Raw genomic sequence first — 13,778 nt, 5'->3', positions numbered from 1 at the left:
CCGCCTTTTTTAGTCTCGAAAGGTGTTTACCCGAGTGCGTAGCCCGTGCCACGCACGGTCCGGACCGGGTTCTCGCCGCCGTTCACCATCAGCGCCTTACGCAGACGGCCGACATGGACATCAATCGTGCGGGTATCGACATAGACGTCGCGACCCCAGACCCGGTCGAGCAATTGCTCGCGCGTCCAGACCCGACCCGGTTTTTCCATCAGGGTCGAGAGCAGGCGGAACTCGGTCGGCCCGAGATGCAGGGCCTGCCCGCTGCGGAAGACGCGATGCTCGGCCGAATCGAGGATGATGTCGGAAAAGCTCAGCCGCTCACCCATGGTCGTCGGTCGGGTGCGGCGCAGCTGCGTGCGCAGCCGGGCCATGAGTTCGACCACCGAATAGGGTTTGACGACATAATCATCCGCGCCGGTTTCCAGCCCGCGCACGCGATCGACCTCTTCCGAGCGCGCCGAAAGCATGATGATCGGGATCGAGCGCGTTGCCGGATCGGCTTTGATCCGACGGCAAACCTCGATGCCCGAAACATTGGGCAGCATCCAGTCGAGCACGATCAGATCGGGCTGCTCTTCCTGAACAAGCAGCATGGCCTCATCGCCATTCTCGGCGAGGACAACCGAAAAACCCTCGGCTTCGAGATTGTATTTGAGGACCTCGCGCTGCGCGCCCTCATCCTCAACCACAAGCACGCAGGGTTGATGTGCCGAAGCCATCAGTCTTCGCCCTCATTCAGATCCACGCGCGAGACACTGTCGCTTTTCGGGCGGGTGTCGTCGGGCAGCTCGCCGGTGGTGAGATAGATCACCTGCTCGGCAATGCCGGTCGCATGATCGCCCATGCGCTCGATGTTCTTGGCGATGAAATGCAGATGCATGCAGGCCGTGATATTGCGCGGGTCTTCCATCATATAGGTCAGGAATTCGCGGAAGAGCGCATTATACATCTGATCGACATCGATATCGCGCTGGCGCACATCTTCGGCCAAAGCGGCATCGCGCTGGATGAAGCTGTCGAGCGCATCCTTCATCATGCCTTCAACCGTGGTCGACATCCGGCGCAAAGCGATGCCCGCGCCGTTGATCAGCGGCATATGGGCCAGCACATTGCTGCGCTTGGCGATGTTTTTGGCGTAATCGCCGACCCGCTCGAGGCTGGCCGAGATCTTGATCACGGTCAGCGCCGTGCGCAGATCCGAGGCAATCGGCGCGCGCAAAGCGATCAGCCGGGCGGCTTCTTCGTTGATCTGGGCCTCGAGCGCGTCGATGGCCTTGTCGCGCTGACGCACATCTTCGGCCAGCTCGTCGTCGCGGGTTTCCAGCGCACGCGCCGAATCCTGAATGGCCGTTTCGACCATTCCACCCATTTTCACGACCAGAGCCTGAACCGTTTCAAGGTCGCGATCAAAGGCCGAGGCGATATGGCGTTCGTTGTTGGTATTCATATTGCCCTCTATCCGATCAACCGATCTTGCCGGAGATGTAGCTTTCGGTGCGCGGATCGCGCGGCCGGGTGAAAATATCGTCGGTGTCGCCATATTCGACCAGGTTGCCCAGGTGGAAGAAGGCGGTTTTCTGGCTGACGCGCGCGGCCTGCTGCATCGAGTGGGTCACGATCACGACCGAGAATTCCGAGCGCAGCTGGTCGATCAGCTCTTCGACCTGGCTGGTCGCGATCGGGTCAAGCGCCGAGCACGGCTCGTCCATCAGCAGGACTTCCGGCTGGGTCGCAACCGCGCGGGCGATGCACAGACGCTGTTGCTGACCACCCGAGAGACCGGTCCCCGGCTCGTGCAGGCGATCCTTGACCTCGTTCCAGAGTGCGGCGCCACGCAGCGACTTCTCGACGATCTCGTCGGTTTCCACCTTGTTGCGCACGAGGCCGTGGATGCGCGGCCCGTAAGCCACGTTGTCATAGATCGACTTCGGGAAGGGGTTCGGCTTTTGGAAAACCATGCCAACCTTGGCGCGCAGCTGCACCGGGTCGACGCGGCGGTCGTAGATATCGTCCCCGTCCAGCGTGATCTGACCTTCGACGCGGCAGATGTCGATCGTGTCGTTCATGCGGTTGATGCAGCGCAGGAAAGTCGATTTGCCGCAGCCCGACGGGCCGATGAAAGCGGTGACGGTCTTGTCCAGGATCTCGATGTCGACGTCCTTCACGGCATGTTTCTCGCCGTAATAGACCTGCACCTTCTTGGCCGAGATCTTGCTTTCGTTGACGGTCACGGCGCGCTCCATGATGCTCATGTCATTCATTATCAGATTTCCTTTTTAAGATCACCACCGGCGCTCGAAGCGGCGACGCAGGAAGATGGCGAGAACGTTCATGCACAGCAGGAACACGAGGAGGACGATGATGGCGCCCGAGGCACGCTCGAAGAAGGCCGGGTCCGCGCGTTGGGTCCAGTTATAGACCTGTACGGGCAGAGCCGAAGCCGGGTCGAAGAGACCTTCCGGCGGGGCCGAGGGGAAGTTCTTCACGAAGGCGACCATGCCGATCAGCAGAAGCGGCGCGGTTTCGCCAAGCGCCTGAGCCAGACCGATGATCGTGCCGGTCAGGATGCCCGGAAGCGCCAGCGGCAGGACGTGGTGGAAGATCGTCTGCATCTTCGAGGCACCGATCCCAAGCGCTGCGTCGCGGATCGAGGGCGGAACCGCCTTCAGCGCAGCGCGGGTCGAGATGATGATCGTCGGCAGCGTCATCAGCGTCAGCACCAGACCGCCAACGATCGGCGCCGATTGCGGCAGACCGGCGAAGTTGATGAAGGCCGCCAGACCAAGGATACCGAAAACGATCGAGGGCACGGCCGCAAGGTTCGCGATATTGACCTCGATGATATCGGTCAGACGGTTCTTCGGCGCGAATTCTTCCAGATAGATCGAGGCCGCAACCCCGATCGGAACTGCCAGAACCAGCACCACCAGCATCATATAGACCGAGCCCAGGATCGCGATGCCGACACCGGCCGCTTCGGGGCGCTGGTCAGAGGCATCGGGATTGGTCAGGAAAGCCCAGTTCCATTTCGTGGCCAGCATCCCCTTCTCTTTCAGGGTCTGCGCCAGCTGCAACTGCGCGGGCGAGGTGTTGCTGTCCTTTTCGGCCGAAGCCATGGTCACGCGGCCCTTGAAGAAGCCATCGACGCGACCGTTGGTCAGGACGCTGACATCGACGCTGGTGCCGACAAGTGCCGGATCGGCCAGCACCATATTGCGCAGCTGCGCGGGCGCCTCTTTCGAGATCAGATCGCCGATGTCCTTCTTCGACAGCCCCTCTTCGGGAATGGCGTTCTGGGCGAGGGTCTGGCGCAAAGCGGCTTCCAGAACCTTGCTGTAACCGATGGTCGTGACCTTCTTCATCGCGTCAAGATCGCGCTGGCCCGAAGGATCAAGCACCTGCGCGTCAAGCGCGACCGGCAGTGTCAGGTAGGTCTGGCGGAAGGCGCCAAGACCGTTGCTCAGGATCGTGAAAAGCAGGATCGCAAGACAGGCGATGGCGATGGCGATCGCACCGGCACCATAGGCGCGGAAGCGCTTTTCGGCAGCATTGCGGCGGCGGGTCCGCTCGTCGAGTTGCGTCAGCGAGCCGTGACGACGCGCGGGGGCAGCGGCCCCAGAGAGGCTTGCGTCGGTCATTCGTATTGCTCCCGGTATTTGCGCACCACATACAGCGCGACGATGTTGAGGGCGAGGGTGATGACAAAGAGCGTCAGACCCAGCGCGAAGGCGACCAGCGTCTCGGGTGCGCGGAAATCGGTGTCGCCGGTCAGCTGGCTCACGATCTTCACGGTGATGGTTGTCATCGCCTCGAAGGGGTTGAGGTTCATCTTCGCCGCAGCCCCCGCACCCATGACCACGATCATGGTTTCACCGATGGCGCGCGAGGCGGCCAGCAGGATCGCGCCGACGATGCCCGGCAGCGCGGCGGGCAGAACCACCTTGCGCACGGTTTCGGACTGGGTCGAGCCAAGGCCAAGCGCGCCATCGCGCAGGCTTTGGGGCACAGCGTTGATGATGTCATCGGACAGCGAGCTGACGAAGGGGATCAGCATGATGCCCATGACCAGACCCGCGGTCATCACCGAAGAGCCCGACGAGCCAAGGCCAAGCGGCTGGGCGAAATAGTCGCGCAGCATCGGGCCGACCGTGATCAGCGCAAAGAGACCGTAAACGATGGTCGGGATACCGGCCAGCATCTCGATGGCGGGTTTGACCACCGAACGGACGCGGCTCGACGCATATTCCGACATGTAGATCGCAGCGAAAAGCCCGACCGGAACCGACACCGCCAGCGCGATGACCGAGATATAAAGCGTGCCCCAGATCAGCGGCAGGATGCCAAGCTGCGAACCGCCGCCGAATTTCGGCGACCAGGTCGTGCCGAAGAAGAAGTCGGTCCAGGGATAGGCCTGGAAGAAATGCCCGGTCTCGAAGAGCATCGACAAAACAATGCCGACCGTGGTCAGGATCGCGATGCTCGAGCAGGCGATGAGCAGGCCCTTGATGAAGGTCTCGACGACATTGCGCGCGCGGAACTCGGGATGGATGCGCATGGTCGCAAAGGCGAGCCCGGCGACAGCGGCCAGAAGCGCGAGCACGGTGATGACCTTGCGGCCAGTCGATTGGCTGGCGCTGTAATGCTCGGCGGCCGCGAAGATCTGCGGCGTGGCGCCCGAGGCGAAGCGGATGCCCGCATCGGTCAGCTTGGCCTTGATCGCATCGGCATTGCCCGCAGGATCGGCAAGCTCGGCGGCACTGAGCAGACCCTTCTGCTCGGCTGCGCTCAAGGCATTGGCGGTGTTGCGGACATCGGCGATGATCAGGCTGCGGTTTGCCCCTTCGCTCAGCATATCCTCGGGAATGGCACCGGACATGGCGCGCTCAAGCATGACCGGCTGCGCGATCAGCCACAGCACCAGAACCAGCAAAGCCGGAACAGCGGCGAACAGCGCGACGTTCCAGCCATAATAGGTTGTGCGGGAATGCAGACGGCGACTGTCACCGCCAGCAAGGGACAGCGCGCGTTTGACGCCCAGCACATAGCCAACGACGGCCAGCGCGAGGATGATCAGCGCGATCCAGATTGCAGGCATAAGGGCCTCGGATTGTTCGGGAAATGGATGATGGAGAAGCTACAAAGGGCGGGCGGGGCCATCTCTGGCCCCGCTCGTTTTCGCTTATTGCATGGTGGCTTCGTCAGCCACGGCCTTCTGGGTGTCGGCCAGTTTCGGATCCGACACGAGACCGTATTGAGCCAGCGGGCCGGTCGGGCCAGCGATGTCGTCCGAGACGAAGAATTCAGCGAATTCTTTCAGGCCCGGGACTTGGCCGATATGGGCTTTCTTGACGTAGAAGAAGAGCGGACGCGAGACCGGGTAGTCGCCCGAAGCGATGGTCTCGGTCGAGGGGGTGACGCCCGACATGGTCGCGACTTTCAGCTTGTCGGTGTTGTTCTCGTAGAAGGACAGACCGAAGACGCCGATGCCGTTCTTGGCCGAGCCGATGCGGGCCAGAGTCTCGGTATAGTCGCCGTCGATGTCGACCGATTTGCCATCGGTGCGCAGCGCCATGCAGGCTTCCTTGGCTTTGTCGTCGCCGAGCTCTTTCTTGAAGACGTCAGCAGCACCGGCCTCTTTGCAGCCTGCGGCGATGACTTTCTCTTCGAAGACTTCACGGGTGCCGTGCTTGGTGCCCGGAACGAAAGCGAGGATTTCCTGATCCGGCAGCTCGGCGCGGATCTCGTTCCATTTGGTCGCGGTGTTCTTGACGACTTTGCCGTCTTTCACGACTTCAGCCGAAAGCGCGTTGAACCAGTCGGCCGGGGTGAAGGCGAAGGAGTTGCCCGCGATGTCGCTGGCGAAGACGATCCCGTCATAGCCGATGCGGACTTCCATGATGTCGGCGACGCCGGCGGCTTTGCAAGCTTCGCGCTCGCTGTCTTTGATCGGACGCGACGAGTTCGCGATGTCGATCGTGTTGTCGCCCACGCCTTCACAGAACTTCTTCAGACCAGCCGACGAACCACCCGATTCAACAACCGGCGTCGGGAAGTCAGAGTTCTCGCTGAACGCTTCGGCGGCGATGGTGGCATAGGGCAGCACCGTCGAGGAGCCGGAGACCTGGATCTGGTCGCGAGCCGAGGCAGCAGTGGCCGAGGCAGCGATGAGGGCCAGGGCCGAGACGGTGAATTTCACGGAAGTCATGGATCTCTCCTGAATGTCTGAGGTCGTGCTCGACCTTGGCTGTGACCTAGAGCGTCGACATGTCGCTTTTGATACAGAAATGTGACAGTTGAATGACATCGGGGAGGTGTCTGGTTAACAGGCTGTAAACAAACGAAAACGGGAGAGAATTTTCTCGCTGGATTCGTGTGATGCGGGAAAGAAATATGACGCTTGCCTCGACAACAAGTGCAGTAGTCCAGCGCTGATTCCCGGCTTTGTGACAGCGCAGATGACAGTTCGGACACAAAAAGAAGGGCCGCGCCCTGCGCAGCCCTCGCCTTTTCCGTCCGGATCAAGCGTGGATTTACCCGCCGATATGTCCGCGCTGCCCGCCGGTCTGGGCGCGGTCCAGAAGCAGGTGATCCAGAATGACGCAAGCGGCCATCGCCTCGGCGATCGGCACGGCGCGGATGCCCACGCAGGGGTCGTGGCGGCCCTTGGTGATCAGCTCGATCTCTTCGCCCTTTTGGTTGATCGTGCGGCGCGGCGTCAGGATCGAGCTCGTCGGCTTAACCGAGAAGCGCACGACGATGTCCTGCCCGGTCGAAATCCCGCCCAGAATCCCGCCCGCATGGTTCGAAAGGAAGACCGGCCCGTCATTGCCCATGATGATCTCATCGGCATTCTCGGTCCCGGTCAGCGCCGCAGCGCCCATGCCCTCGCCGATCTCGACGCCCTTGACCGCATTGATCGACATCATCGCCGCCGCCAGCGCGGTGTCGAGCTTGGCATAGATCGGCGCACCAAGGCCCGCCGGGCAGCCCTCGATCAGCACCTCGATGGCGGCGCCGACCGAATCCTGCGCCTTGCGGATGCCGGTGAGGTAATCCTCCCAAGCCGGAACCGCCGAGGCATCGGGCAGGAAGAAGGGATTGTTCAGGATCTCGGAGGCATCGAACTTGTCGCGGTCCAGATGCAGCGCGCCCATCTGGGTCATATAGCCGGTGATGCGCAGCCCCGGCACGAGATCGCGCAAAACCGCCTGCGCCACGCCACCCGCCGCGACCCGCGCCGCAGTTTCGCGCGCGCTGGAGCGCCCGCCGCCGCGATAATCGCGGATGCCGTATTTCAGATGATAGGCGATATCGGCGTGACCGGGGCGGAAGGCCTGCGCGATCTCGCCGTAATCCTTCGAGCGCTGGTCGGTGTTCTCGATCATCAGCTGGATCGGCGTGCCGGTGGTCTTGCCCTCGAACACGCCCGAGAGGATGCGGACCTCGTCGGCTTCCTTGCGCTGGGTCGTGTGTTTCGAGGTGCCGGGTTTGCGCCGGTCCAGAAATTGCTGGATGAAAGCCTCGTCCAAAGCGATCCCGGGCGGGCAGCCGTCCACCGTCGCCCCCAGCGCCGGCCCGTGGCTTTCGCCCCAGGTCGTGAAGCGGAAAAGATGGCCAAAGGTGTTGAAACTCATGGGGCGCGCCTGTCCGTTAACCTGCCTGTTGATCCGTCCGTCCCGCGATACCCCCGCCCTTCGCAGGGGGCAACGGCAAACTGGCCTCAGGCAAAGCGGGCGGGGTCGATTGCTCGGGTCAACTCGGGATCGGTCGGGCGTTCGGCGACCAGATCGGCGATCAGCCGCGCCGCTGCGACCGAGGACTGGAACCCATATCCGCCCTGCCCGGCGAACCAGATGAAATCGGGCTCATCCGGGTCGCGGCCATAGACCGGCGCGCCATCAGGCGCAAAGCTGCGCAGCCCCGCCCAATTGGCCAGCATCCGCTCGACCGGGTAACGCATCAGCGCCTCGTAGCGCGCGAGCCCCTCGGCCAGCACCAGATCATCGGCCCAAGCGTCATGGGGCGTGGTCGACTCGGCATCGCCCGGTGAGACGATCAGCGCGCCCGCATCGGGCTTGGCGTAGAAGCTGTCGCGCGCGCCCAGCAGCATCGGCCAGCCCGAGACATCGACCCCGGCGGGCGCGGCGATCCGTGCCATCGAGCGGCGGTGCGGCACGATGCTTTTGGGCGCGACCCCGGCCATTTGCGCGACCGGATCAGCCCAAGCGCCCGCCGCATTCACCAAAACCGCAGCCGAGAATTCACCCCTGGGCGTCGCCACCCGCCACAGCCCCGCGCGCCGGGTGATCGCAGTGGCGGGGGCGGAAAGCTCGACCTGCGCGCCTTGCGCCTTGGCGCGGCGCAGATAGCTTTGGATGAGCTTGTCGGTGTCGATATCCTGCGCATCGCCGCCCAGAGCCGCGCGGGCAAGTTTGGCCGGATCGAGCCCCGGACAGGCGGCAAGCGCCGCCTCGCGGTCGATCTCGGTCATTCGCATCAGCGCCGCCTCTTCGTCGAGAAGCCCAGCATCGTCATGGCCGACGACCAGCATGACCCCGCGCGGCGAGAGCACCCCCGCCGCATCGAGCCCCTCGCGTGAGGCAAGGCTCAGCGTGACCATCGGCGGCGGGCCGTAAAATGGCTCATAAAGCGCGGCAGAGCGGCCCGAGGCGTGATAGGCCAGATGCGCCTCGGCCTCGATCAGCCGGGTGCTGCCCAGAGGCGCCAGCTCTGCGGCAGCCGAGACCCCGGCAATGCCGCCGCCGATGATGAGGAAATCGGTGCTTGCGGTCTGTGTCATGGCTGCTCCCCTGCGATCCGCCCCCTGCGCTTTCCCCTCTGTGCCATGCGGTCGCCTGCCGGAAAAGAGCGCGGCGGCTTTCAAGCAAAGCTTGCAACTGGTTTCAGCTTTTCTGGGAAACCCACCCCAAAATCGCACGGGCCTTTCCGGCGCGAAGCGACTAGTCTCGCCGGGCTGAGGCCAAAGGCCGGAAAGGTCCCCCATGATCCGCAAACATCGCGCCCTGCTGGCCGCCATCCTGCTTTTGTCGCTCTCGCTGCGTCCGGTCATGGCGGTGCTTGGGCCGGTGATCGACCTGATCGAGTTGCGGACCGGGCTGAGCTCGGCGCAGGCCGGGCTGCTGACGACGCTGCCGATTCTGGTCATGGGCCTTGTCGCGCTGGCGGGCGGCACGGTGCGGCGGGTGATCGGGGAAAAGCGCGGCATCGCCTTTGGCGCGCTCTGCCTGACCATCGCCTGCGCGATGCGCCTGCCCTTCAACTCGGCCTTTGGGATGCTCTTCAGCGCGGCTTTGGGCGGGCTTGGCATTGCCTTGACGCAGGCGCTGCTGCCCGGGCTGATCAAGCGCCATTTCGGCATGGCGACCGGCACGGTCATGGCGCTTTACACGACCGGGATCATGACCGGCTCGGCGCTTGGCGCGGCCAGTTCGGCCGATCTGGCGCGGCTGATCGGCTGGCAGGCCTCGCTTGCGCTTTGGGCCCTGCCCGCCTTGGCCGGTCTGATCGTGTGGTGGCTGATTGCCCCGGCGGATCCTGCGCGAGATCCGGGCCGCGCGCCTGCCCCCCGCCTCGCGCTGTCGCGCCTTCCGCGCGCGTGGCAGCTTGTCGTCTTCTTCGGCCTTGGCACTGGGTCCTATACGCTGGTTCTGGCCTGGCTTCCGCCGTATTATCAAGACCTTGGCCTCGGGCGCGAAACCAGCGGCTATATGCTTGCGGGCCTCACGATCACCGAGGTCTTCGCGGGCCTTGCCATTGCCGCCTTCATCGACCGCTTCCCCGACCGGCGCGGGCCGCTGTTTGCGGTGCTGGCGGCGCTGATGCTGGGGCTGATCCTGCTGGTCTGGGCTCCGGTCAGCATGGCAATTCCCGCGATGATCCTTCTGGGCATCGGCATCGGCTCGGTCTTCCCGCTCGGGCTGATCGTGACCATGGATCATGCCTCGAACCCCGAGATCGCCGGAGACCTCGCCGGATTCGTGCAAGGCTGGGGCTATATTCTCGCCAGCGCCCTGCCCTTCGTCGCCGGGGCGATCAAGGACCATTTCGCCTCGCTCACGCAGGCCTGGTATCTGATGATGGTGGGGGTCGTGGTCATGGCCGTGGTCACGCTCGGCTTTAGTCGCGACAGCTATGCCCGGTTCGGCGCCCGCTCCGAGACTGGCGGGCAAGCCCTGCGCGGCTAAATCCGCGCACCACATCCCGAAAGAAAAAGACCCCGCCCATCTGGGCAGGGTCCTGATTTACAGCGTCTCGATTTCACAGCTCTCAGGCTTGCAGCGGACGCACGCCGACTTCGCCCTCACCGCGCGATTTGATCGCAGCGACCGCGGCAATGCTGCCCGCAGCCGTGGTGAAATAGGGCATCTTGGCATAAAGCGCGACGGCGCGGATCTCGCGGCTGTCGGCAATCGCCTGCGTGCCTTCGGTCGTGTTCAGCACCATCGTGATATCGCCGTTCTTCAGGCGATCGACGATGTTCGGGCGGCCCTCATAGACCTTGTTGACCTGCTCGGTTTCAACGCCCTGTGCTTTCAGGAACGCGCCGGTGCCGCTGGTCGAGACAAGCGTGAAGCCCATCGCGGTCAGATCGCGGGCGGCCTCGGCCAGCTCGGCGGTCTTGTCGGCATCCTTGACCGAGATGAAGACGCGGCCCTCGTCCGGCAGGTTGACGCCTGCGCCCATCTGCGCCTTCAGGAAAGCGCGGGCAAAGGTACGGTCCCAGCCCATGACTTCGCCGGTCGAGCGCATTTCCGGCCCAAGCAGCGTATCGACGCCGGGGAAGCGGGCGAAGGGCAGCACCGCTTCCTTGACCGAATACCAAGGCGTATTAGGATCGGCCAAGGTCATCGGATCGGCGAAGGGCAGCGGATCATCCGGGCCCACGCCTGCCGGATAGGGTGCGCGCGCCGGGAAGGCCGACATCGGCTCGCCCGCCATCAGACGCGCCGCGATCGAGGCAATCGCGCTGTCGGTCGCCTTGGCCACAAACGGCACGGTGCGCGAGGCGCGCGGGTTCACTTCGAGGACATAGATCGTCTCGCCCTTGATCGCGAATTGCACGTTCATCAGGCCGACGACATTGAGCGCCTTGGCCATTTCAACGGTCTGACGCTTCAGCTCCTCGATGATCGCGGGCGACAGCGTATGCGGCGGCAGCGAACAGGCTGAGTCGCCCGAATGGACGCCCGCTTCCTCGATATGCTCCATAATGCCCGCGACATGGACGGTCTTGCCATCCGAGAGCGCATCGACATCAACCTCGATCGCGCCCGAGAGATAGCTGTCGAGCAGCACCGGGCTATCCCCCGACACCTTCACGGCCTCGCGGATATAGCGGTGGAGCTGGTCCATATCGCGCACGATCTCCATCGCGCGACCACCCAGAACATAGGAGGGGCGGATGACCAGCGGGAAGCCGACACGACCTGCGATTTCAATGGCCTCTGCGTCGGAATGGGCAATCCCGTTTACCGGCTGCTTCAGCTCGAGATCATTGAGCAGCTTCTGGAAACGCTCGCGGTCCTCGGCGAGGTCAATCGCGTCGGGCGTGGTGCCAAGGATCGGAATGCCCTCGGCCTCCAAAGCATTCGCGAGCTTCAGCGGCGTCTGGCCGCCGAACTGGACGATAACGCCATGAAGCGTGCCGTTTTCCTGCTCGATGCGCAGGATTTCAAGGACATGCTCGAAGGTCAGCGGTTCGAAATACAGCCGGTCCGAGGTGTCGTAATCGGTCGAAACCGTCTCGGGGTTACAGTTGATCATGATCGTCTCATAACCAACTTTCGACAGCGAGAAGCAGGCGTGGCAGCAGCAGTAATCGAATTCGATCCCCTGCCCGATCCGGTTCGGACCGCCGCCGAGAATGACGACCTTCTTGCGATCCGAGGGCCGCGCCTCGTTCTCGACATCGCCCATCGCCGGGGCTTCATAGGTCGAATACATGTAAGGCGTCTGCGCCTCGAATTCGGCGGCACAGGTGTCGATGCGCTTGAAGACCGGATGCAGCTCGAGCGAGCGGCGCGTCTTGCGAACCGCCGCCTCGGATTTCCCGGCCAAGGTGGCCAGACGCGCATCGGTGAAGCCCATCATCTTCAGGCGGCGCAGCCCGTCCAGATCATCCGGCAGACCCTTGGCAATGACCTCGGCCTCGGCATCGACGATTTCGCGCAGTCGAGCGAGGAACCACGGATCGAAGCTCGTGGCATGTTGGATCTCGTCATTGGTCAGGCCGTGGCGCATGGCTTGGGCAATGACGCGCAGCCGATCCGGGGTCTGCTGCGACAGCGCCTTGATGATCGCCGATTTCTCGGGCGCGCCGGGGATCTCGATATCGTCAAGGCCGGTCAGCCCGTTCTCCATAGAGGTCAGCGCCTTTTGCAGCGATTCGTGGAAGCTGCGGCCAATCGCCATGACCTCGCCCACCGATTTCATCGCGGTGGTGAGTTCCGGTTTCGAGCCCGGGAATTTCTCGAAGGCGAAACGCGGGATCTTGGTCACGACATAGTCGATCGAGGGCTCGAAGGACGCGGGCGTTACGCGGGTGATATCATTGTCGAGCTCGTCGAGCGTATAGCCGACGGCCAGTTTCGCTGCGATCTTGGCAATCGGGAAACCGGTGGCCTTCGAGGCCAAAGCCGAAGAGCGCGAGACGCGCGGGTTCATCTCGATCACGACCATGCGGCCGTCCTTCGGGTTCACCGCCCATTGCACGTTCGAGCCGCCGGTCTCGACGCCGATCTCGCGCAGAACCGCGATCGAAGCATTGCGCATCGCCTGATATTCGCGGTCCGTCAGCGTCAAAGCGGGCGCAACCGTGATCGAATCGCCGGTATGGACGCCCATCGGATCGACGTTTTCAATCGCGCAAACGATGATGGCATTGTCGTTGCGATCCCGCACGACCTCCATCTCGAACTCTTTCCAGCCGAGCAGGCTTTCATCGACCAGAATCTGCGCCATCGGCGAGGCATCAAGCCCCGAGCGGCAGATCGCCTCGTAATCATCGCGGTTATAAGCAACCCCGCCGCCGGTGCCGCCAAGCGTGAAGGCCGGGCGAATGATCGCGGGCAGGCCGATATCATCCAAGGCCTTCATCGCTTCAGCCACGCCGCTCGCGATATCATAGCGCCCGTTGGCAAGCTTCGGCGCCGAAATGATCGTTGCACGCGGGTTTTCCAGCCCGATCCGGTCCATCGCCTCGCGGAACAATTTCCGGTCTTCAGCCATTTCAATGGCCGCGCGCTGCGCCCCGATCAACTCGACGCCGTAGCGGTTCAACACGCCCATATCGGCCAAAGCCAGCGCGGTATTCAGCGCGGTCTGCCCGCCCATCGTCGGCAACAGCGCATCGGGACGCTCTTTGGCGATGATTTTCTCGACGATTTCCGGGGTGATCGGCTCGATATAGGTCGCATCGGCCATCTCGGGATCGGTCATGATCGTGGCCGGGTTCGAGTTCACCAGAATGACCCGGTAACCCTCTTCGCGCAGCGCTTTACAGGCCTGTGCGCCCGAGTAATCGAATTCGCAGGCTTGCCCGATGACGATGGGACCCGCACCGATGATCATGATGGATTTGATATCAGTTCTTTTCGGCATGCTGAGTCCTCGGGCGATGTGCGGCAGATAAATCGTCCGGGGTTATAGCCATGACAGGCTGCGGCGCAAGGGTGGAAGCGTGCGCTCCCCCCGAAATCGGCGTGCCAGAAAAGACTGCCCCTCGCGTCAGCCGTGAGGTCAGGGAACAATTCGGCGCA

General features: G+C 63.2%; 10 protein-coding genes. 1 reads left to right on the top strand and 9 read right to left on the bottom strand.

All coding sequences use genetic code 11. The features are described 5' to 3' along the window. Positions 1-26 precede the first annotated feature (26 nt). The 8 genes from phoB to JCM7686_RS04375 form a co-directional block, all read right to left on the bottom strand. Positions 27-719: a phosphate regulon transcriptional regulator PhoB gene (phoB, locus tag JCM7686_RS04410; protein WP_020949658.1), complete on the bottom strand. Its 693-nt coding sequence runs from the start codon at positions 717-719 to the stop codon at positions 27-29. Beyond that, positions 719-1,447, bottom strand: coding sequence for a phosphate signaling complex protein PhoU (gene phoU, locus JCM7686_RS04405; RefSeq protein WP_020949657.1), 729 nt, complete (start codon positions 1,445-1,447; stop codon positions 719-721). Before phoU ends, phoB begins: the two co-directional genes overlap by 1 nt. Before the next feature lie 16 nt (positions 1,448-1,463). After that, the gene (gene pstB / locus JCM7686_RS04400) at positions 1,464-2,261 is read right to left on the bottom strand and encodes a phosphate ABC transporter ATP-binding protein PstB (RefSeq protein WP_020949656.1); all 798 of its coding nucleotides are present in this window, start codon (positions 2,259-2,261) and stop codon (positions 1,464-1,466) included. 21 nt (positions 2,262-2,282) lie between these two features. Next, positions 2,283-3,638 carry a phosphate ABC transporter permease PstA gene (pstA, locus tag JCM7686_RS04395; protein ID WP_020949655.1) on the bottom strand — a complete coding sequence of 452 codons (1,356 nt, stop codon included), beginning with the start codon at positions 3,636-3,638 and terminating at the stop codon, positions 2,283-2,285. Continuing rightward, entirely contained in the window at positions 3,635-5,095 is a 1,461-nt protein-coding gene (gene pstC / locus JCM7686_RS04390; protein ID WP_020949654.1) for a phosphate ABC transporter permease subunit PstC, read from the bottom strand. Before pstC ends, pstA begins: the two co-directional genes overlap by 4 nt. An 84-nt stretch (positions 5,096-5,179) precedes the next feature. Continuing rightward, positions 5,180-6,205, bottom strand: coding sequence for a substrate-binding domain-containing protein (locus JCM7686_RS04385; protein ID WP_020949653.1), 1,026 nt, complete (start codon positions 6,203-6,205; stop codon positions 5,180-5,182). Between the two features lie 325 nt (positions 6,206-6,530). Then, a complete protein-coding gene (gene aroC, locus JCM7686_RS04380) occupies positions 6,531-7,634 on the bottom strand; it encodes a chorismate synthase (protein WP_020949652.1) in 1,104 nt (367 codons plus the stop codon). Positions 7,635-7,720: 86 nt separating this feature from the next. Beyond that, entirely contained in the window at positions 7,721-8,800 is a 1,080-nt protein-coding gene (locus tag JCM7686_RS04375; RefSeq protein ID WP_020949651.1) for an NAD(P)/FAD-dependent oxidoreductase, read from the bottom strand. Positions 8,801-9,002: 202 nt separating this feature from the next. On the opposite strand from JCM7686_RS04375, the gene JCM7686_RS04370 reads away from it, so the two are divergent. Beyond that, on the top strand, positions 9,003-10,205 hold the full coding sequence (locus JCM7686_RS04370; RefSeq protein WP_020949650.1) for an MFS transporter: 1,203 nt from the start codon (positions 9,003-9,005) through the stop codon (positions 10,203-10,205). Between the two features lie 82 nt (positions 10,206-10,287). On the opposite strand, the gene carB is transcribed toward JCM7686_RS04370, so the two are convergent. Next, on the bottom strand, positions 10,288-13,620 hold the full coding sequence (gene carB, locus JCM7686_RS04365; RefSeq protein WP_020949649.1) for a carbamoyl-phosphate synthase large subunit: 3,333 nt from the start codon (positions 13,618-13,620) through the stop codon (positions 10,288-10,290). Positions 13,621-13,778 lie beyond the last annotated feature (158 nt).

The organism is Paracoccus aminophilus JCM 7686, assembly GCF_000444995.1.
In the GTDB taxonomy this organism is placed as follows: domain Bacteria; phylum Pseudomonadota; class Alphaproteobacteria; order Rhodobacterales; family Rhodobacteraceae; genus Paracoccus; species Paracoccus aminophilus.
This window is presented reverse-complemented; position numbering and strand designations above follow the sequence as displayed.

What these genes read in the sequence shown, in the direction of transcription:
- pstB (WP_020949656.1), bottom strand. Translation starts at nt 2,261, where the DNA reads ATGAATGACATGAGCATCATGGAGCGCGCCGTGACCGTCAACGAAAGC.
- pstA (WP_020949655.1), bottom strand. Translation starts at nt 3,638, where the DNA reads ATGACCGACGCAAGCCTCTCTGGGGCCGCTGCCCCCGCGCGTCGTCAC.
- JCM7686_RS04375 (WP_020949651.1), bottom strand. Translation starts at nt 8,800, where the DNA reads ATGACACAGACCGCAAGCACCGATTTCCTCATCATCGGCGGCGGCATT.
- pstC (WP_020949654.1), bottom strand. Translation starts at nt 5,095, where the DNA reads ATGCCTGCAATCTGGATCGCGCTGATCATCCTCGCGCTGGCCGTCGTT.
- aroC (WP_020949652.1), bottom strand. Translation starts at nt 7,634, where the DNA reads ATGAGTTTCAACACCTTTGGCCATCTTTTCCGCTTCACGACCTGGGGC.
- phoU (WP_020949657.1), bottom strand. Translation starts at nt 1,447, where the DNA reads ATGAATACCAACAACGAACGCCATATCGCCTCGGCCTTTGATCGCGAC.
- phoB (WP_020949658.1), bottom strand. Translation starts at nt 719, where the DNA reads ATGGCTTCGGCACATCAACCCTGCGTGCTTGTGGTTGAGGATGAGGGC.
- JCM7686_RS04385 (WP_020949653.1), bottom strand. Translation starts at nt 6,205, where the DNA reads ATGACTTCCGTGAAATTCACCGTCTCGGCCCTGGCCCTCATCGCTGCC.
- JCM7686_RS04370 (WP_020949650.1), top strand. Translation starts at nt 9,003, where the DNA reads ATGATCCGCAAACATCGCGCCCTGCTGGCCGCCATCCTGCTTTTGTCG.
- carB (WP_020949649.1), bottom strand. Translation starts at nt 13,620, where the DNA reads ATGCCGAAAAGAACTGATATCAAATCCATCATGATCATCGGTGCGGGT.